We start from the raw sequence: 19725 nt of genomic DNA, 5'->3' as shown, positions 1-19725 counted from the left end.
GGTTAGCTTGGTTTATGCATTGCGCTGTTGGTAACATTGAGTGCATGTTTAGGCTAACAGAATACGATTTAGCTAACGGAATTAAGCACTGTCATGGAAGTGACCGTTGGCGGCATGGATGCCGCCGTCGAGCCCTCAAGGACGAGTTCATGGCGTGTCACTGTAATGACAGTGCTTAATCTCAATCGCTGAAGGTTTTATAGCCCCGAATATCAGTCCCCGAAATGAACTCTGCAATGCAAAGATTGAACTAATAAGGCTCGAAAGGCTATTTCAGGTGATTTTGTGGTAGTTATGGTTGAGCTAACAGGGCAACGATAAGGATGAAGTCGTCTTCTTTTGTGAAGTAGGCGGTGTGTTTACCGATAGGAAAGTAGAATCCGTTGGGGTAAATATCGTCGCAGCTTCTGCCTAATCCGGGGTTATCGGCTAACATTTGAAAGCCGGATATTAGGCTTTGTTTGTATTTGTGCCATTGCGACTCAGAAAAGTGTTGAATGGTGTAGTCTTTAATCTTTAGTAAGTGAGTCTGAGCTAACTTACTCAGTTTATAGCGTTTATTTTTCATGTAAGTTGCTACAGGGCGTTAAGGAAATCTTCGCCATCAACAATATTAGCTTTCGCTAAGTCTTCTTTAGCAGCGTTGAAGCAGTGTTTAAGGTAATCCGCTTTCATCGCCTCAAGCTGTTCGAAGTCGTGGATAGACATCACGACAACCGTATCTTTATTGTTTTTGCTGATCTTGATGGGTTCACGTTGAGCGTTTAGCAGTAACTCACCGAAATTTCGTTTGGCGTCATTGGCTGTTAATGTTTGCACGAATAAGCCCTCTTATTTGGAAATACAGTGGCAGTATAGTGTATTGTGCGAAACGCACAAAACGATTAAATCGTGCGATTTCCCCGAAAACAAACGGGTCATAAATTTTTATCGCCAGTAAAAGGCACTGGCTACAAGGTCAACCGCGTTGTGCGAGTTCCCTAATCCGCTCACTATTAATTATCCTTTCCGATTCTCAACATTATCCAAACGAATATAAAAATGGCCGAGGATAAGCTCGGCCATGATTTGTTCGATTAAGCGTAAAACGGGTAGGTTTAGTAGTACTTCTTCAAATAACTCTCGGCGTAGTTTTTGAGCTTTTTGTTTGAACTCGCGATTGCAATATTTTCAATCACATCGCGATAAGCGGTATTTCCCGAACTAGCTAGCGCTTTTGCCATATTGGCATAGGTATCGATGGCGAGTTTATCATCGGCCATTAAGCGTAATGTTTTCAATTCATTACTGAGTATGGCTAGGATAAAGTCATCGTACTGACGATCATCCATGATGCGTTTAGCCGCGAGACGCATTAATTCTAAATCATTGCTGCGTAGGGCATTGGCAAAGGCATTATTTTGCTGACTCTGATCGGCGGCATATTGGCTTTTATCCGCAAGAATCGCATTCCATTTTTTATATATCGTTATGTTTTCTAAAGCTTGACCTGCGTATTTTTTGAGTTTTTTAGGATAGTCACCATTAACAATGTTGTTGATGGTTTCGCTGTACTTATCATTGCCTGAATAAGCTAAGCCTTTGACTAACCAAGCACTGTAGTCAATGGCATTTTTCTCAGTGGCTTGGGGTAAAGATGCGAGTAGCTTGGCTTCGAGTGCATCAAAAATGGCAGGATCGGATAAACCTGCGATGGTGAGTGATTCAATGGCTTGTTTTTGCTTGAATTGGTTATCACCCTTAAAGATTTCTTGATAGGTTTCTACCTTGTATTCCTGAGCCAATAAAGGCGAGCTTAATAAACTGATGCTAAGCAGCATACCTGCAAAGAGTGGTTTCATGGTGATGTCCTTATGTGGTTTTTTATATGTTGTTATTGGGCCCAGCGTTTAAAAATCAGCGAGGTATTAATACCGCCAAAGGCGAAATTATTACTCATCACATAATCTGTATCGATTGGGCGCAAATCGCTACGGATATAGTCCAAATCGGCGCATTGTGGGTCGATACTTTCAAGATTGAGTGTCGGCGCAAACCAGCCCGCATTCATCATCTCAATACTCACCCAAGCCTCTAACGCGCCGCATGCGCCTAAGGTGTGGCCCGTGTAGCTTTTAAGGGATGAAATCGGCATACCAGCGCCAAATACCGCGTGGGTCGCGTGGCTTTCGGCGATGTCACCGCGATCCGTTGCCGTGCCGTGGGCGTTCACATAACCTATGGCGCTAGGCTCAAGCTGGGCATCTTTGAGGGCCAATCTGATGGCGATTTCCATGGTCTGCGCGTTTGGTTGGGTGACGTGTTGGCCGTCGGAGTTAGTGCCAAAACCGACTAACTCAGCATAAATTTTTGCACCACGTGCCTTGGCGTGTTCGAGCTCTTCGAGTACCAGCGTACAAGCACCTTCGCCAATCACGAGGCCATCACGGCTCGCATCGAAGGGGCGTGGCGTGAGTTCGGGTGTGGAGTTTTTAGTGCTAGTGGCAAACAGGGTATCGAACACGACAGCCTCTGTGGGGCAGAGTTCTTCGCCGCCGCCCGCCAACATTAAGGTTTGCTGACCGTATTTGATGGCTTCATAGGCGTAACCTATGCCTTGGCTCCCCGAGGTACAGGCGCTGCTAGTGGTGTGAATTCGGCCCTTTAAGCCGAAAAATACCCCGACATTTACCGCAGTGGTGTGTGCCATCATGCGGATATAACTCGTGGCGGTAACGCCCGACATATCACCGGTTTTCAACATATCGCCAAAGGCGATGATGGCATCGGTACTGCCAGTAGACGAGCCATAGGCGATACCCATTTCACCCGAGGACACGATAGGATCGTCCAATAATCCCGCATCGATAAGAGCAAGTTCACTGGCGCGGGTCGCCATGATAGAAACTCGACCCATAGAACGAATTTTCTTGCGCGAATAATGGCTTGGCACTTCAAAGTCGGTAATGGGCGCGGCTAAACGGGTATTGAGGCCATCGTATTTATCCCATTCGCCCATAGTGACGACGCAGTTTTTCTGTGCCTTAAGGCTCGCCGCTATCGTCGGCCAATCATGGCCTAGGGCGGTAATGCCGCCAATGCCAGTGACGACCACTCGTCTCCCTAAGCGGGTTTGATTTGTCGGCTCGCTCATTTAGATCATGCCTCCATTGACCGATATCACTTGGCGAGTGATATAGGCAGCATCGTCAGACATTAAAAATGCAGCTAAGGCGGCGATTTCACTGGGTTTACCCATGCGGCGCATCGGCACTAATTGCTCGACCATATCCTTCGGAATATCGGCCACCATGTCGGTTTCAATCAAACCGGGGGCGATACAGTTGACGGTGATTTTGCGTTTTGCCAGTTCTAATGACAGTGCCTTAGTCGCGCCGATAATACCCGCTTTTGAGGCGCTGTAATTGACTTGGCCACGGTTGCCCGCAATCCCAGAAACTGAGGCTAAGGTGATGATACGTCCGCCCTTGCGGCCTTGTACCATAGGCATAACACAGGGGTGGATGACATTATAAAAACCGTCCAAGTTAGTGTGGATCACGCTGTCCCATTCGCTTTCTGTCATGGCGGGAAAGGCGGTGTCGCGGTTGATGCTAGCATTGAGGATCACGCCATAATAGGCACCATTGACCTCGATATCGGCTTCAATGGCGGCTCTGACGGTGGCGCGGTCGGCCACATCAAATTTCAGCAGGCTCACATTCACCCCAAGCGCGCGGATTTGCGCGGCAGTGTCATCGGCAGCTGCTTGGTTACTGTGGTAATGCAGGGCGATATCGAAACCCGCAGCGGCGAGTTTTAGGGCGATGGCTTTACCAATGCCGCGGCTCGAACCGGTAACTAATACTCTATTATTCATCGTTTTCTCCACCCCATTTTATCGTTATGAATCGGTATGGGGTTTTATTTATTCATTGTAAAAAGATTGCTTGCTAAGGCGCTTTAACGCTTTTTATCTACAGGCTAATTCATTGCCTTAGTATCAGTGTCCAAGGCTTCTATTTGCCGCATCTTGATTGCCTGCAAGGTAGGCTTGTGTGTCCTGAGGTTGGAACACATTCACATTGGCTTGGGCCACTAAGCTCTTTTCTAGGTTAGAGCCTGCTTCGGGCAGCAGATAAATTTGGCAATCGAATACCGCTAATCCCGATCCCTCTTGATAGAGGCGGCTGACTTGGGTGCGATAGGTGCGCCCGAGCTCATATTGCTTGGTATACAAGGTTAATTTGCGTGATCCCAATAGAAAACCCACGCGGATTTTATCGTTGCGAAGCTTTGCCTCAACACCCGCAAGGGCGGCAATACTTTGGGCCATATATTCGATGCCAACATAGTTTGGTACGGCTTGATGCTTATCGTCAAAGTAAGGGCTTTGCGCCGTGATAGTGACTTCGGTCTCTAGGTTATCCCGCCGATAGCCAATGATTTTATCGAGCAAAATCATCGGTGCCCTATGGGGAATAAAATCGGCAATATTCTGTTCGGCGAAGGGTTGGTTGATCTTAAGCAACTGCATGGTGCTAGGCCTCGTTACGGCAAAAAATCAGGCTGGCATTGCTGCCGCCAAAGGCGAAGGAATTGCTCATCACATAATTAAGCGCGCTCTTAGCAGCGACTTGATGGCGCTCGACCAAGGCAATGGACGGATCCTGTGGATCGACTTGTCCGTCCCATTGATGGGGCGGCAGAGCTTGGCCGTGATTATGTGCTGAAAGTAATAAATAACAGAAGGCGGCTTCAATTGCGCCAGCGGCACCTAAGGTATGGCCGACTAAGGGCTTGGTCGAGCTACAAGGAGGCGTGTTAACGCCAAACACTTCAACCACGGCGCGGCTTTCCATCGCATCATTTTTGGGTGTGGCTGTACCGTGCAAGTTAATGTAACCAATGTCTTTTGCTGAAATATGTGCATCTCGCAACGCCGCGTGCATGGCATCGATGGCACCTGCACCTTCGGGGTGTGGCGCCGACATATGGTGCGCATCGCTCGACTCGCCAATACCCGCTAACATGACATCTGACTCGCCCAAGGTGAGGACGAAAAGCGCCGCACCTTCGCCGATATTGATACCATCACGGTTGATGCTAAAGGGATTACAGTGGCCTTTCGAGACAGATTCTAAGGCATTAAAACCATTGACCGTGAGTTGGCACAGACTGTCGACACCGCCGACGATCACCATATCGCAGAGATCCACCTGTAATAGGCGCTTGGCGCTGGCGAAGACTTTGGCGCTGGAGGAACAGGCAGTTGAAATCGTGTAGCAAGGACCATCGAGCTCAAAATACTGGCACAAAAAGTCACTAGTGCTGCCAAGTTCCTGCTGGAAATAGTGGTAATCCGTCGGGAAGTGGCCATGTTCATTACGGTACGCAAGCGCGGCTTCACCTTTGGAGATCCCCGAGGTGCTAGTGCCTAAAACGACACCAATACGATTGCTACCAAAGGTTTGTTTGGCCTGCTCAACGGTGGCGGCGATTTGCAGCGTGGCGCACAACAGTAGTTGGTTATTGCGACAATCGAACTGGGAAAGTGATGCCGGAATAGCTGGAAGCTCGGCGACTACAGGTGCGACCAGGGTTGACTGCCCAAATAGTAGGTCGTCACTTAGTTGCATGGCGCTGGTATCGCCCGCGATCAAGCGGTCTAGAACCTGCTGGGGATCTTGCCCTAGCGGGGTACACAATCCAATCTGTGTAATAGCTACTCTGTTCATCATCGCTTGTCGTTATATCCAGCGGCTAAGTGATTAAATCGGTTGTATTTCTAATTCAAACTTTGCCTGCGGCATCGTTAAATGAATATGGGCTTGCCACAGGGGTTCATCTGCATTTTGTCGATAAGTTATCTGCAGGAAATAGGGCTGCTGCTCGTCTTTACTATCCAAACTCTGTTGACGGTAATACCGACGGCAGGGCGCAGTGTTACCTTGTATATCGCAAACTTCAGTGACTAATTGACCACCCTCCAAATGGGCGCGAATGCTCTGCTCTGGCCAATAGATCAGTTGCATCATCGCCATCAAATACTCGGCTTTAAAATTATCGCCCAGTAGCACGCTTTGCCCACTGTTGAGTGTATTACCATCATAGACTAAGGTAAATAAAGCTTGCCCGAGTGGCGCTAAGCCAACAAGGGTCATGCGCTCACCCTCTAACTCTAATTGGGTGAGTAGTTCATGTGACTCACTATCGATCTTAATACTGACTTTTTGGCTGAGAGACAGGGAAGAAACGCCCGCATTGCTGTTAGTTTGCGGATTAGGCAAGGTAGGCGCAGATTCATTCAAAGATCTTTCTGTTACAGATACAAAGTTATGCGGCAGTGGCGCTAAACAGTAACGCACGTCATTTGCCAGTCCGACACAGGTTTGCCTAAGCAAAAACTGAGTACAGCCCGTCATTAATTGACTCGCCAGCAGTAAGCTAAGCAGTATTAATAGTGTGGCGTTACGGTTGAGCGACATAGGTTATACCTCTGCGAATTCGGCGGTCGCTTGGTTTTGGCACAGCTCAACGATCATATTGAGGCGTCGCTCCGAGTCTTTAACAAAGGGATTATGGGTATCCCAAGCGTAGCCCGCCAGAATCGAGCAAATCATTTGCTTGATGCGTGGATTCGGTGCATCAAAGAAGATCACATCCTGAAAGCGGCCATCATACCAAGCTTGCACATAGGTGCGGAAGGTATTCACGCCCTGCATTAAAGGCGCTGAGTAATCGGCTTGCCAGTCAACCGTTTCGCCATTGAGTTGTTTAGTCACACATTTTGCCGCCATCGATGCCGATTGCATGGCGATAGTCACGCCGGAGGAAAATACCGGATCGAGGAACTCGCCCGCGTTGCCCAGTAGGGCGAACTTGTCGGTCGCAAGGCGTGACACATTGGCGGAATAGCCCTTGAGCGTGGCGCATTCTTGCACCACCTTAGCGTTTGCCAGCAGGTCTTTTAGCCCGGGTTCTTCATTGACTATGCTCATCAATTGTTGCTCAAGCGACCCCTGTAAACGCGCGAGCAATTGTGGCTCGGCCACTACGCCGAGTGAACAGCGGCCATTGCTAAAGGGAATGAGCCAATACCAAATGTCCTTATGTTCAGGATGGACGCTGATCAAAATCTTATTACGATCGAAACTGGGATCGCTGATGTTATCTTCCACATGGGTGAAGATGGCGCTTCGGGGTGGTAGGCAAGACGGACTTTCCAAGTCGAGTAAGCGTGGCAACACACGACCAAAACCGCTGGCATCGAGCACATATTGGGCATCGATTTGATAAAGCTCGCCCTGTTCATTGCGCACCGTTAAGCGTGGGTTCTCGGTTAAATCTATCGCCTCGACCGTTTCGCCGTAGCGGATTTCGACCCCTTGGGTTTGGGCTGTATCGGCTAACAGTTTATCAAAACTGGCGCGCTGCACTTGAAACGTGGTGCCCGGCCCAGGAGTAAATTTATCGGTAAAATTGAAGGTAGTGTAAGTGCCATTGCGACGAAAGGCGGCGCCATTTTTATGCTGGAATCCTGCGGCATTGAGCGCATCTAACATACCTGCTTCTTCGATGAACTGCATGCAGCAGGGCAGTAAACTTTCGCCGATGGAAAAACGGGGGAAATGTTGTTTTTCTAACACCAGCACGCGCTTGCCTTGTTGATGCAGCAGGCTGGCGGCGATGGCGCCCGAAGGCCCTGCGCCGATAATAGCGACATCGACGGCAAGTGAATTTGGTATAGCCGATAAATCGTGAGCGGGTGTAGGCATGTAAAGTACGTTCCTTGTCGTGATCAGGATTTTTTAGTCGTTAAAATCAGTGGCGAAAGTAAGAAGGTAAAACCTATACCTAGCGACAGGGTTAAACCAAAATAATGGATCGCTTGGGTCTGGCTAAAGGCAAGTAAGCCAAAGGCCAATAGGGTTGAGCTGGCGGACATAAACACCGCTATCATCACTGCCTTGCCGTGGTTCTGGGTTGAGGCAAAAAACAAGCTGTAGTCTATCCCAATCCCGAAAACTAAAATAAGCGCGAGTGCATGGAACAGACTCAGTGGCGAGCCCGTTATCCCTAAGGTTGCGAGAGTTAGTAAGGCAGCAAGGGCTGGAACGGCAACGACAACCGCGGCTTTTTTAATGCCAAAATTCAGGCTAAACAACAAGAGTGCGATACCCAGTGCGAGCGCTAACAGCTTTAGGGTTAACAGTCGATAATGCCCCATGACGGTGGAGATATCTGCGACTTTATCGATAAGTTGTACGCTTTCATCATGGGCAAAGCGCGCCTTGAGCGCGTCTATCTGCTGAATGCCGCCAAGCAATACAATCGCGCCATAATCACCTCTCGCCCCATCATCATTTATCGCGCCGCCATCATTTAGAGCGTCATAGTCGGTGGCCTTGTCATTTGGTGCGAGCCACAGCGGTGCGAGTTGCTTGCCTGCCTCTAGCTTAAAGAAATCCGCTGGACTTATATATTGGTCTTTAGCTGCTAAGTAGCTTGCTTGCAGTTCTGGCTTGATGTTTTCATCCAACCCAAGGCTTATGAGCACAGTATCTAACTGAGTTTGATAGATTTCGCTCTGTGAGCGATAAGCCGTGTCTTGCCTTTGATGGCTGGGCAGATACCGGCTGAGGCTGACATAGTTGCCTAGTTCTTGGTGAGCGATAGCGGCATCGAGCAGTGGCGACACTCGCTCAAGCTGTTGCAGCAGAGCTTCTTCACTCGCGGCGCGTACCAGTAAGAATTGATTATCTGTGCCACCGCTGAGTAACTTTCTGAGCTGATTTTCAGGTTCAGCCACGCTCGCAGGGCTTTGCTGCAAATGGCGAATATCGTCATCGACTTTAAGCTCAGTTAACCCAGCCGCGCACCAGACTAATATGACTAAAGCACAGCCGACTAGGCCCAAAGGCGTGGTCAATCTTTTGGATAACAGAGTGAGATTGGCAAGGTACTTCCCCGCGAGTGCTAACGGGCGGGAGCCTGATGGCAAATGACTCCCTGCTAACAGTGGGTAGGCGAGAATGAGAGTGAGATAAGCGCCGAGCAGCCCAGCGGCGCAGAAGATGGCGACTTGCTGCATACCGGGAAACGGCGCTAAACCTATGCCCACATAGGCTAAGGCGCTGGTGATAAAGGCGAGTGTCACAGTCGGGAAGATATATGCGACAGTCGCCTGAGCGCTCCGCTCGGTATCGCTTAAGCGCTCGCAGTAAAAATGAAAGCTGTAGTCGATGGCAATGCCAATCAGGCTAGTGCCAAACACTAAGGTGAGTAAATGCAGCTCGCCAAACACGCTTAAGGTAAACGTCACGGCCAGTAACAAGCCGCTGGAAATAGTGACAATCGCCAGCAGTAGTGGCATTACAGAGCGAAACGCCAGCCAGACTAGGGCTATTACCCCAAGTAAGGATGCAAGACCAAGGATCGAGATTTCACGCTTAGCGGTTTGGGTCGCCGCAATCGCGTGAAACAGGGCGCCAGCCTTAAGCAAGGTAATATCGGGATAATTTTGTTTAACCGCATTCAATCCTAGGGTTAATGCCGTCATCTGCGCCAATTGTGCATTGGGATTAAAGGCGCTTTCTCGCCCCTTTGCCATAACAACCGCGGCGACATTATTGCCTTGATTCGCCAGCAGAATGCCTTGGCTGGCTCTGACGTTTGAGCTCGGCGCGAGGGCGAGTAAATTAGCGGGGAATAACAGCAGCGGATCTTGGGCAAGCAAGTTGCTATTGGCATAACCAAAAGCGTTGTAAAGCTGCGCTGTGGCCGCCTCTAGCAGACTCCCAATGTCTTTGGTTGCTAACGCCTCAGCTTGCGGCTCTGTCAGTAATTTAAATCTGTGGGGGAAATAGTATTGCCCCAACGCTTCACCGAGCTGCATATCGGCGCTGCGAATATCTGTGAGTGCACCTTTCTTGCCAGTAACAAGGTCAGTTTCAAGCTTTTGCATCAACAGCTTAGCCGCAGCAATTGCCGTAGTTTCGTCCTTGGCGACGAGCGCAATATAGACTTGGTCGGCCAGCGTCGCTTCAACTTGGTTAAGGGCGCGCTCGGTGAGTTTGTCCTGCTGTAAATGGGGCAGCATGGCCAGAATATCGCTCTGCACCCGTGCGCCGTTTTGCCAAAGTTGCAGCGTCCACAGACTGGCAGACAGCATCAATAGCAACCAAATGGCGAGGCGCCACTTGGGGGAAGATTGCATTAGCGCTTGATTGGCGCGCGCGGCGAAGTTGGCGGCCATGGTTAAGGTTTACTCGCCTCTACCGCCAACGCATACTGCGCCAATTCGGTTGCGCTGAGTGTGCCTTGGGAAAGTGCACTAAAGTCGATGCGGGTCATATCCTGCGGGCTCACACTCGGCGCGGCGCTAAGCAGCACTAAGGATTGCAACACATCGCTACCCTCTAACACCATATTGGCGATGGCTTTTTTCATTAAGGGATCTTTGGGAGTTAGGCCCAATTGCCATTGGCCGTCTGTGCTCAACCTCTCAGGGCTTAACTTTTCCGTGCTCAACCTGTCTGTGATGAGGAAGTGCAGCTCGAAGTTTTCGCTTAAACCGGAAATATCGCCGCCGAGCATAGCGCGCACTAGGCTTGGCAATAAATCGCCCATAGCGGCAGCGCTTGCCGAGGCATCAGCCTTGCTGACTTGTACTCGACCTTGGCTATCGCGCTGAATAAGCTGCTTATCTTTTAAAATCAGCAGGGATTCAAAGGGTTTTATCTGCTGCCAAATTAGCCCTTGCTCTTTGTCGAAGATAAACTGCCCTTGGCTGATTAACGGCTTTTTGAGCACCTTCAACTGCCGAGACTGCACAAAGTTGCCACGAACCGTTTCACCGAGATTCAGCTTTTGGCTCAGGGCCACAAGCTGCGCGGTATCCGCAGTTTGGGTGAATAGTTGCTGGTAATTGCCGACAGAAACCGCCGTTGTCGATGTGTCAGCCTTGCACTGCGTCGATATCAATACGCTGCAAAAACACAGGATAAGCATAAGCTTGATGTGCGTTAGCGCGGCGTTCATTGGTTTTCAGCCTTTGCAAGCAGGGTGGCTATTTTGTCACGGAACACCTCTGGGGTAACAAAGCACAATTCTTGGGTGCTCATATCGACCGCCGCCTGAATGGTATAACCCTTAGTGATGCGCACACCGGTTTCGACGTCACGAATTTGGTAATTGATTTTTAAGCGGTTTTCCCACTCGACTAACTCGGCGCGTACTGTGATTTTTTGCTCGAAGGTGCTGGCTTTGACGTACTTAATCTGCAAGTCGATAATCGGCCACGCATAGTTTGATGCTTGCATCTGTCGATAGTTATAACCCAACTCATCGAGCAGTTTGCAGCGAGCAATCTCGAAATAACGCAGGTAATTGCCATGCCAAGTGATCCCCATGGAATCCACATCGTGGAAGGGAATTTGCATTTCCATATCGATAGTGAGCAATGATTTCATCGGCACACTTCCCATTCACCCGCTTGGATCTTGGCAACGGTTTTGCGCAGCACGGCTTCGAGCGGTCTGTCTTCAATTAAGGTCTCAAAATCACCGCGCACTTGAGCGAGGGTTTTCGCCAATGAAGGTGTGAGCGAGGCTTCATCCAGCTCATTTTGGGCGATACGCAGGCCAATACCTTGGGTCATGGCGAGCAAGGCTGCTGCGGCGACTTGTTCGGTCAATTGCAGTACGCGCATACAGTCGCGGGCGGCGATAGTGCCCATGCTCACCTTGTCTTGGTTATGGCATTCGGTCGAGCGTGAGAACACGCTAGCGGGCATAGTGTGCTTGAGCGCTTCTGCCGTCCAAGCCGATACGCCAATTTGCACAGCCTTAAAGCCGTGATTAATGGCGCGGCGGGCTCCTATTGAGCCGGATAAGTTGGCTGGCAAGCCATTGTTAAATTTAGGATCCATCACTAGCGCCATTTGGCGATCGATAAGATCGGCTAAGTTCGCCACAGTATTTTTTAATGAATCCATCGCAAAGGCGATATGGCCGCCGTAGAAATGACCACCGTGGAGAATATGCTCGCCTTCGCCGTCGACAATCGGATTGTCGTTGGCGCTGTTGACTTCGGTTTCGATAAACTGACGCATAAACGGCAATGCATCCTGCAACACGCCGATAATGTGCGGCGCGCAGCGGATGGAATATCTGTCCTGCAGCCTGTCTGAATTGCGCGGATGTTCGTGGTGATTTAAATCTTCACGTATCCAAGTGGCGATTTGGTTTTGCCCCGGATGCGGTTTAGCGGCAAATAAGATTTCATCAAAATGATTCGAGTTGCCTTTAAGGGTTAACGAGGCCATAGCGGTAATGCGGCTACTTAAGCGTGCAAGATATTGAGCGCGATCAAAGGCTAAACAGGCCAATGCTGTCATTACCGCCGTACCGTTCATCAGGGCTAAGCCTTCCTTCGGCCGCAGTACGTGCGGGGTGATGTTAAGCTTTGCGAACACATCTTGAGTCGATTGGCGCTTACCTTGGTAAATCACCTCGCGCTCACCGACTAACACGGCGGCCAAGTATGATAGCGGCGTTAAGTCGCCGCTGGCGCCGACCGAACCTTCCTCTGGGATAACGGGCACTATGTTGAGATTCAGCAAGGTTTCGATGCGCTTTAATAGCTCATAGGTCACGCCCGATTTGCCAAAAGCTAAGGAATTTAAGCGGCAGACCATCACAGCACGGGCCTGCATTATGCTTAAGGTCTCGCCTAAACCGCAGCCGTGGAAGCGGGTTAAATGCAGTGGCAATTCGTGGACTAAATCTAAGCTCACATTGACTGTGCAAGAGTCGCCATAACCAGTTGTTACGCCATAGACCACGCCTTCTTCGTGTAGCAGGCTATCGATAAAGCGTGCACCTTTTTGAATATATTCTTGATAATCCGCATCATCACAGAGTTTAACCTTTGCGCCTTTAGCGACGGCAACCACCTGTTCTAAGGTGAGAAATTGACGGCCGAGCTCAACAGTCTGTAAGTCTGATTGATTCTTTGAGTCGGCGGCTTGGGTGTGGCTCATGAATGACTTGTCCTGTCTGTCTTATGATCCTGCTCTGGGATCTGCGATGATTCTGAAGTTGTTTGTACAGAATTAGGTTGTACTAAATGAGATGAGGTGCGCTTAAGCTCGCTGTCCGTGTGCCAAAAATCGAAGAAGTTAAACCATTGCAAAGGCTCGCGTCTGGCAAAGTATTCTAAACGTTCGCTGTAGCGATTTACCGCCTGCTGTAATCTGTCCATTCTGCCTGCTCTTGGGCCTTTAAGCGTCTCGGCGAAGTGTTCTAAATGCACCCGATAACGGCCCTGTTCCCGCAGGCAAAACATTAAAAATACGGGACAATCGAGTAAGCCTGCCAGAATAAATGGCCCCTGCGGGAAAGCAGCATCTTGACCCATAAACGGCGCGTACACCACGCGACCTTGGGTATTAGATGAAGTTCTATCGCCCGCAATCACCACCAGTTCGCCGTCTTCTATCTTTTGCTGCAGCAACATAGATGTCGCTGGGTTAAGCTCGGTCACTTGAATAAGATTGAGCGTACTATCTGGGTTTAACTGTTTGAGTACTTTATTAAAGTTTTCCGCATGGCTAGTTAACACCATGACATTTACTTTGACCTTGCGCTGGTGGATGGAAATGGCGCGGCAGAGTTCTAAATTACCAAGGTGAGACACCAATAACACTGCGCCTTTGCCGCTTTCGAGCTGATCGACTAATACTTGGCGATCGGGAAAATCCACTTGGCTCAATTGGATGCGATCGCACCAAGCATCGATTCTATCGACTGCTGCATTTCCAAAGGCTAGAAAGTGATTCAAGCTATCGCGCCAGCCTACTGGCTGATTGAGCTTAGGATGTTGCGGCTCAAGTTTTTGCACCCGGCGCAGAAAATCTAATGAGGCTTCACGGGTGACTCTGCCTGTGAGGAAGAAATAGCAAATCACAGGGTACATAATGGCACGGCACAACCAATGGCCACCAAAGCGATAGCTCTCGACTAACAGTTTTATGCCCCAGTAGCTGCCGCGCTCCTTCATGCCTGACCAATGGGGAGCTGAAGTTGATTTTAGGTCTGATGAACCATCGGAAGTTTGTGCGGCTTGTCGCTGCGGCTTGCGCTTCAATAGCCAAGGCAGGCGTTTTAACATGCCGAAAAACAGTTTAGTGTGCAGTTTGGTGATGCGCACATTGTCGGCCACACCTTGGAAGTGGCTAACACCGCCTTCGGGATAGATGACCTTAGTCGGTTGGAATAAAATCTCCACCCCTTGCCAGTAGAGTTTTACGAGGATTTCGATATCAAAATCCATTCGCTCCGTTAATGCCTGCTGACACAATAACCGTTCGGTGGCGGCCAGTGGATAAACGCGAAAGCCACACATAGAATCTTGAATATCAAAACTTAAAGTTTCGACCCATACCCAAAAATGGGTTAAGTAGCGGCCATAGAACCTGCCCTTAGGCACGGATTCATCGTACTCGGGTTTGCCTGAAATCAGCGCATCGGGTTTAGCCTGCGCCCTTGCTATCATAGCCGGAATATCAGCCAGATTATGTTGACCATCGGCATCGACCTGCAGTGCATGACTAAAGCCATCGCGGTAGGCTCGGCGTAGGCCCGTCATCACGGCGGCGCCCTTGCCACGATTGTAGGGATGTTGCAGCAGGGTCACCCAAGGATATGTTTGGGCTAAGGTCTGCAGCAGATAGTGCGTCTCGTCATTGCTGCCATCATCAATCAAATAACAGGGCAGATTAAATCGGGCGAGTTCGGCCAAGGTATGGGCGATCGCGGCGCTGTGATTGTAATTGGGGATCACTAAGGCGAGCTTGATTGGCACCGACTCAACGAGGTCGCTGGGTGGCGTTAGCACTGGCTCGCTCCATTCTTGATGGTATCGTTGGCATCAGAAAGCTTGCTGTTAACGGGCGTGGTATCGAAGGCGATACGGCCTGATGCATAGCGGTTATCACCATCGCAATAGGCGAAGGTGAGTTTCCCCTTAGCGGCATTATTGCTAATGCTTAAGGTGACTTCTTGTCCCGGCAGTATGAGTTGCTGAAACTTAAGCACTTCTAAGTTGGCTACGGCTTCGCAATAGCCGAAATGTTGGCAACCTAAACGCACGGCCCAATCTAATTGAGTTACGCCAGGCAGCACGGCTTGCTCGGGAAAATGACCCTTAAAAGACTCAAGGTCGGCCGCCACGAGTAGGCGTAATTCAATGTTATCAATGCCGATATTGGAATGCAGGATCGGCGGTAAACTCGATTTAATCATGATCAAATAACTCGACTAACTGGGCAGTGACACGCTTACCCTGAGTGTTCAGCGGTAAAATATCGGGGTAACGCCAGCGGCGCGGCAGTGTGACTCGCTCAAATTGCGTCAGTAAATGTGACTTTAGAGCATTGTTAATACTGAGTTTACCCTGATCTTGGAGTACTTTTTGGCCTATTTCAGACAGGGTTACCACCGCGCCCAGTTGGGATTTAAACTGCGGCAATACCACAAGTGCGGCTTGCTCAACATAGGCGTGGCTGCACAGGAGTGTTTCCATTTGCGTCAGCGACAGACGCTTTTCTTCAATCTTAACGATGCGATCGAGCCTACCCTTGAGCCTAAACTGGCCGTTACGAGTGGGTTCGATTTTATCTTCGCAGCGCAGCCATTCATCGTCGTCTAAATAGGGCGATTTCAGCAGCAAGGCGCCGTCGGACGGATCTTGGTCTATCGAGATGCGTTCAAATACTTGCCAAGGTTCATCCGCCTCATGCTGACGGCGATAGGCGATGCCGCCCGTTTCTGTGCTGCCAAATATTTCGATGGGCAGATGACCATAGCATTGGCTGATCCCTTGAGCCGCCGCAAAACTTAAGGGTCCACCCGAGCTAAATACTAAGCTAGGTGAGCGCAGTTGTTTTTCGTGCTCCAAGGCTTTAGGTAAACGCGATAGCTGGGCCGGGCTACTGATTAAACACAGGTTTGGCAGTAAAGCAGTGTAATAGCTTAAGGTTTCTGGGTATTCAATTTGCTCGCTTAAAAACGGCCGACTGGCGGCGAGCGGCCACAAAATCTTGAATAACAAGCCGTAAATATGCTGATGGGAAACCGTTGAAACCACGCTGCAATGGGGTAAATGCTCGGCAAAGGTATGTTCGAGCACCGAGACTTCGACATCTAACTGCCTTAATGTTTTACGAATCGCTTTAGGTTCGCCACTGCTGCCGGAGGTAAAGAGCACAAGTTCACCGATAGCCTCGCTTGCCGGCCAAGGTTTACTCGGCAGGCTCAGCTCTTTTCTCAGTAGAATAAAGGCCTGACTTTCACATAATGGCTTGTCCGACAATATGCCTTCAAACTGATGGGTTAACTCGCTTAGCGTACCCGTTTGGGTATTGGCTGGCAGGATAATTTCCTTGCCGGCTAACAGCGCCGCACATAAACCGACGGCAAATAGATCGCTGGTATCACTGGCGAGCAGCCATTTTTTCTCTGGTGCTGCCAGCAGTTGCTCGTAAAAATACGCCACCTGATTGGTAAATAATGCACCTGTGACTATGTCGTGGTGATTAAAGCTGATCAGTTGTTGGGCGAATGGCCCTTGGGTTAACCAGTTTTTGAGTAGCTGTGTCATGTTTTCTTCAACCAAAAGCTGCGATATAACCATTCCCCACCGAGGAGCAGTCCCATGAGTACGTATGCAATCAAACCGTTATACAAGGTCCAGGTTGCTAAGCTAGTAAAGCCAGCGGTGTAAGCCGCCATAGTGCCATTGAAGATAAATAAGCCGCACCAAAGTAGAGTGACTTTTTTAAGATATACAATGGCTTCATCCGGTAAATCGGGTTCTTTCAAGCGCGCTAAACGCTCTATCATGCTAGGGCCGCTGTGTAGTGAATAGCTGAACAGGGCCAGCATAGTCAGGTTGATCACCACAGGATAATACAGTAGCCAGTCGCTACGTTTGGCAAAAAAACTGCCCGCAGTAAGGACTATCCCGACCAGTAGCGGCAAAGCTAACGTCTTAATCCTTTGCTTTTGTAGCATTAAACGAACTATCAGCAATAAACATAATGCTAAGGCGATAGTGCCAGCGGGCAAATAATTGAGCCCTAAGTACACGGCAACGGGGTAGGCCAGCAATGTTAGGCCGGTTAAGACCTGTAGCAAGGCTCGCATTAGTCTTTAACTAACCCTTCGATGGCATTGATCACATCGTTGACTGTGCGAACTGATTTAAATTCATCGGGTTGGATCTTTTTACCTGTTAGTTGCTGTAGCTTAATCACGAGATCGACGGCATCGATACTGTCGAGATCGAGTTCCTCATACAGTTTGGCCTCAGGCGTAATCGCCTCGGCATCGACTTCGAATTCATCCACTAAAATAGTGGTTAGCATAGTGAGGATTTGTTCACGACTTTGCATATTCCTCTCCTATGGACGCTGTGATTCGATAAAGCGAGCTAAGCTGGCAACACTGTGAAAATGGGCCTTAGTGGCATCCGAATTGGCTTCGATTTTGACATCAAATTTTTTCTTGATGGCTAAACCTAGCTCTAGGGCGTCGATAGAATCTAAGCCAAGACCTTCACCAAATAGCGGTGCATCGGTTTCAATATCATCAATACTGACATCTTCTAGATCGAGACAGTCGATGATTAACTGCTTTATTTCATTGTTTAAGTTCATAATTATTTTCGAGTTGTTGTTTATAGTAGTATTCAAGATCCCGCGTCAGTTGCCGGGCCATTTTTGCATGCTCACCTAAAGCCGCTTGGTATTTTTGGTAAGAAACTGTTGCGCCGACTTCTACGGCCATCCCCATGGTTTGCCTTGGGATCTCATACCAAGGTTGCTCCTTTGTCAAACCTCGCACATTGGTACGTAGCACCACAGGTACAATATCTGCTTCGGCCCTAAGAGCAATATTGGCGGCACCGCGAGCAAAGTCATTAATGGTCGCAGCGAAAATCGTGCGCGTGCCCTCGGGGAAGATAATTAAATTGGTGCCCCTCGCCAGTACTTCGCGACAATCCTCTAGCAGCAATTCGGCGCCGCGATTGGGAATATATCCAGCGCAGGACACTACACCACGCAAAAATGGATTCCGCCACAAACCTTGTTTGACTATGCAGCCCGCATTGGGCATTAGGCTGATCAGTACCACTACATCCACTAAACTAGGATGGTTAGCGATAACAATAACCCCTTTAGCATCATATAATTTTTGTGCATCGTGGGTACTGACCTTAATCACACCCGCCCAAGTGAGCATGGCGACAAAACCTTTAAACATCAAATGTACGGCTCTTTGTACCCGAATAATTCGCGCCTCCGGCGTACCGGGCCAAAAGCGCAGCAGTGGCAGAATCGTTAACGAGCTTAAGAGTCCCCCTAAACCAAAGGCAATGTAGCAACTCACGCCTCCTAGCCAGCGGGGCAGATAGCTAAATCCCGCGCGGCGCTGTTCTGGTAAGGTGTACGCCACATTTAGCCCCAATTTATTTTGGCTCTGTGCTGGGCTAGACATGTTCTAGGCTCCAATGCCACTTGGATAAACAGCCTGAAATATCCTTTGATGTGGCAAGGGCTTGGATAAATTCGCCATAGGTTAGAGGATTAATTATTGACGATTCTTCTTTGGTAATTCGTTTTACTCTGAGCCTTGTCGAAGACTGTGCACCCATGGGGGCGAGTTTTAAACCTAGGGCTAAAGGTAGCTCAACTTCTTGGGTGAACTCATCGTACACGGGTGGTACGGGATCATCGCCAAATACGAGCAATAATGGTTCTGGCGATTGGTGCAATTGCGCAAACGCTTCGACCATGGCCTGGGATAGTGTTTCTGTTCCAGCAGCGATAGAAGTGGAAGGTGCGGTATTGGCCGCCACTATGCCGAAAATCCCACTGGCGGTATTGTGCACCGATTGGCTAAAGCCCAAGGGAGATAAGGGTTGCTTGGTGATAATATCTTCGAGTAACCCGATAGTGCGGGGAAGTTCCCCGTGGCGCGAGGCAAAAATAGATCGACAATTTTGCGCCATACCACAGCGAAAACTCACCTCTAACATCATTTTAGTTAGGCGACTAAAACGGCGGCGTTGCATAGCCGGGATGTGTGTGAGAGCCGGGGAAGTGGCGTCAAGTTCTGATGTAGTGTTTGTGCCCGATGTCGACTCAGCCGAGTTTTTACGCCAACTTTGCCAGCTATCATTAAAGGGATATTGAGGAGCCCATGCGCCCCAAGAGAGAATGCTGAATGTTAGTTGCACTACTTTGCCTCGACACTAGTTTAAAGCTGTCTTAGTTATCCCTAACTAAGTTAAAACATTAATAAATTGATTAATCTTGGGCTACTTACGCGTCGGATCAATCGCGTCAAATTCTCCCTCTGTTGTGCCGCTCATTCTACACTAAGTCTTTAGTTTTAATGAAGCCATTTGCAGTGCGTGGGTTAACAAAATGCAACCAAATAGAAATTAGTTACTTATTGGTAACAGATTATTCAGGGCTGAGGGGTTATTGAGAGTTATAGGATACAAAGCGGTACTAAACATGAACGGTATAGAGGTAGTTGGTTTTATATAACAAAAGGCGCTTAGGCCTGTCTCTTATACACAAATCCCCCGATAAATTCGGGGGATTTTTTTGAACTCGCGCTGATGTTGTTGATCTGATCTACAAAACAACTTTAGGCGCACGCTATGAATTTT

The 19725-nt window shown here is 49.2% G+C and carries 21 protein-coding genes; all 21 read right to left on the bottom strand.

Annotated elements, in window-relative coordinates; translation table 11 throughout:
* Positions 1-292: 292 nt before the first annotated feature.
* The 21 genes from L2744_RS16000 to L2744_RS15900 all read right to left on the bottom strand — a co-directional run bounded on the left by L2744_RS16000 (position 293) and on the right by L2744_RS15900 (position 19284).
* Positions 293-568, bottom strand: coding sequence for a type II toxin-antitoxin system RelE/ParE family toxin (locus L2744_RS16000; protein WP_248992862.1), 276 nt, complete (start codon positions 566-568; stop codon positions 293-295).
* Between the two features lie 8 nt (positions 569-576).
* The gene (locus L2744_RS15995; protein ID WP_248992861.1) at positions 577-819 is read right to left on the bottom strand and encodes a type II toxin-antitoxin system Phd/YefM family antitoxin; all 243 of its coding nucleotides are present in this window, start codon (positions 817-819) and stop codon (positions 577-579) included.
* A gap of 278 nt (positions 820-1097) precedes the next feature.
* A complete protein-coding gene (locus L2744_RS15990; RefSeq protein WP_248992860.1) occupies positions 1098-1841 on the bottom strand; it encodes a hypothetical protein in 744 nt (247 codons plus the stop codon).
* 32 nt (positions 1842-1873) lie between these two features.
* The gene (locus tag L2744_RS15985) at positions 1874-3133 is read right to left on the bottom strand and encodes a beta-ketoacyl-ACP synthase (protein ID WP_248992859.1); all 1260 of its coding nucleotides are present in this window, start codon (positions 3131-3133) and stop codon (positions 1874-1876) included.
* Positions 3134-3859, bottom strand: coding sequence for a 3-ketoacyl-ACP reductase FabG2 (locus tag L2744_RS15980; RefSeq protein ID WP_248992858.1), 726 nt, complete (start codon positions 3857-3859; stop codon positions 3134-3136).
* A 123-nt stretch (positions 3860-3982) separates the two neighbouring features.
* Positions 3983-4516, bottom strand: a complete 534-nt coding sequence (locus L2744_RS15975) for a hotdog family protein (RefSeq protein ID WP_248992857.1) — start codon at positions 4514-4516, stop codon at positions 3983-3985.
* 4 nt (positions 4517-4520) lie between these two features.
* Complete coding sequence (locus L2744_RS15970) at positions 4521-5720, bottom strand: beta-ketoacyl-[acyl-carrier-protein] synthase family protein (RefSeq protein WP_248992856.1); 1200 nt, start codon at positions 5718-5720, stop codon at positions 4521-4523.
* Positions 5721-5750: 30 nt separating this feature from the next.
* Positions 5751-6467 carry a DUF3261 domain-containing protein gene (locus L2744_RS15965; RefSeq protein WP_248992855.1) on the bottom strand — a complete coding sequence of 239 codons (717 nt, stop codon included), beginning with the start codon at positions 6465-6467 and terminating at the stop codon, positions 5751-5753.
* A gap of 3 nt (positions 6468-6470) precedes the next feature.
* On the bottom strand, positions 6471-7757 hold the full coding sequence (locus L2744_RS15960; RefSeq protein WP_248992854.1) for an NAD(P)/FAD-dependent oxidoreductase: 1287 nt from the start codon (positions 7755-7757) through the stop codon (positions 6471-6473).
* A gap of 23 nt (positions 7758-7780) precedes the next feature.
* Positions 7781-10237, bottom strand: a complete 2457-nt coding sequence (locus L2744_RS15955; RefSeq protein ID WP_248992853.1) for an MMPL family transporter — start codon at positions 10235-10237, stop codon at positions 7781-7783.
* A gap of 2 nt (positions 10238-10239) precedes the next feature.
* Positions 10240-11022: an outer membrane lipoprotein carrier protein LolA gene (locus L2744_RS15950; RefSeq protein ID WP_248992852.1), complete on the bottom strand. Its 783-nt coding sequence runs from the start codon at positions 11020-11022 to the stop codon at positions 10240-10242.
* Positions 11019-11453, bottom strand: a complete 435-nt coding sequence (locus tag L2744_RS15945) for an acyl-CoA thioesterase (RefSeq protein ID WP_248992851.1) — start codon at positions 11451-11453, stop codon at positions 11019-11021. Before L2744_RS15945 ends, L2744_RS15950 begins: the two co-directional genes overlap by 4 nt.
* Positions 11450-13024, bottom strand: coding sequence for an HAL/PAL/TAL family ammonia-lyase (locus L2744_RS15940; protein ID WP_248992850.1), 1575 nt, complete (start codon positions 13022-13024; stop codon positions 11450-11452). The genes L2744_RS15945 and L2744_RS15940 overlap by 4 nt, the downstream gene beginning before the upstream one ends.
* The gene (locus L2744_RS15935) at positions 13021-14880 is read right to left on the bottom strand and encodes a glycosyltransferase family 2 protein (protein ID WP_248992849.1); all 1860 of its coding nucleotides are present in this window, start codon (positions 14878-14880) and stop codon (positions 13021-13023) included. Before L2744_RS15935 ends, L2744_RS15940 begins: the two co-directional genes overlap by 4 nt.
* Positions 14874-15287, bottom strand: coding sequence for an ApeI family dehydratase (locus L2744_RS15930; RefSeq protein ID WP_248992848.1), 414 nt, complete (start codon positions 15285-15287; stop codon positions 14874-14876). The genes L2744_RS15935 and L2744_RS15930 overlap by 7 nt, the downstream gene beginning before the upstream one ends.
* Positions 15280-16644: an AMP-binding protein gene (locus L2744_RS15925; protein ID WP_248992847.1), complete on the bottom strand. Its 1365-nt coding sequence runs from the start codon at positions 16642-16644 to the stop codon at positions 15280-15282. Before L2744_RS15925 ends, L2744_RS15930 begins: the two co-directional genes overlap by 8 nt.
* Positions 16641-17189 carry a COG4648 family protein gene (locus L2744_RS15920; RefSeq protein ID WP_248992846.1) on the bottom strand — a complete coding sequence of 183 codons (549 nt, stop codon included), beginning with the start codon at positions 17187-17189 and terminating at the stop codon, positions 16641-16643. Before L2744_RS15920 ends, L2744_RS15925 begins: the two co-directional genes overlap by 4 nt.
* Positions 17189-17437, bottom strand: a complete 249-nt coding sequence (locus tag L2744_RS15915) for an acyl carrier protein (RefSeq protein WP_248992845.1) — start codon at positions 17435-17437, stop codon at positions 17189-17191. The genes L2744_RS15920 and L2744_RS15915 overlap by 1 nt, the downstream gene beginning before the upstream one ends.
* Positions 17438-17446: 9 nt before the next feature.
* Positions 17447-17701 carry a phosphopantetheine-binding protein gene (locus L2744_RS15910; RefSeq protein WP_011787697.1) on the bottom strand — a complete coding sequence of 85 codons (255 nt, stop codon included), beginning with the start codon at positions 17699-17701 and terminating at the stop codon, positions 17447-17449.
* Positions 17685-18542 carry a lysophospholipid acyltransferase family protein gene (locus tag L2744_RS15905; protein WP_248992844.1) on the bottom strand — a complete coding sequence of 286 codons (858 nt, stop codon included), beginning with the start codon at positions 18540-18542 and terminating at the stop codon, positions 17685-17687. Before L2744_RS15905 ends, L2744_RS15910 begins: the two co-directional genes overlap by 17 nt.
* Positions 18535-19284, bottom strand: a complete 750-nt coding sequence (locus L2744_RS15900; protein WP_248992843.1) for a beta-ketoacyl synthase chain length factor — start codon at positions 19282-19284, stop codon at positions 18535-18537. The genes L2744_RS15905 and L2744_RS15900 overlap by 8 nt, the downstream gene beginning before the upstream one ends.
* Positions 19285-19725: the final 441 nt, after the last annotated feature.

The organism is Shewanella profunda (assembly GCF_023283765.1).
Taxonomy (GTDB): domain Bacteria; phylum Pseudomonadota; class Gammaproteobacteria; order Enterobacterales; family Shewanellaceae; genus Shewanella; species Shewanella profunda.
Note: the sequence above shows the minus strand (reverse complement) of the source record. Positions and strands in the feature narration are given on the sequence as shown.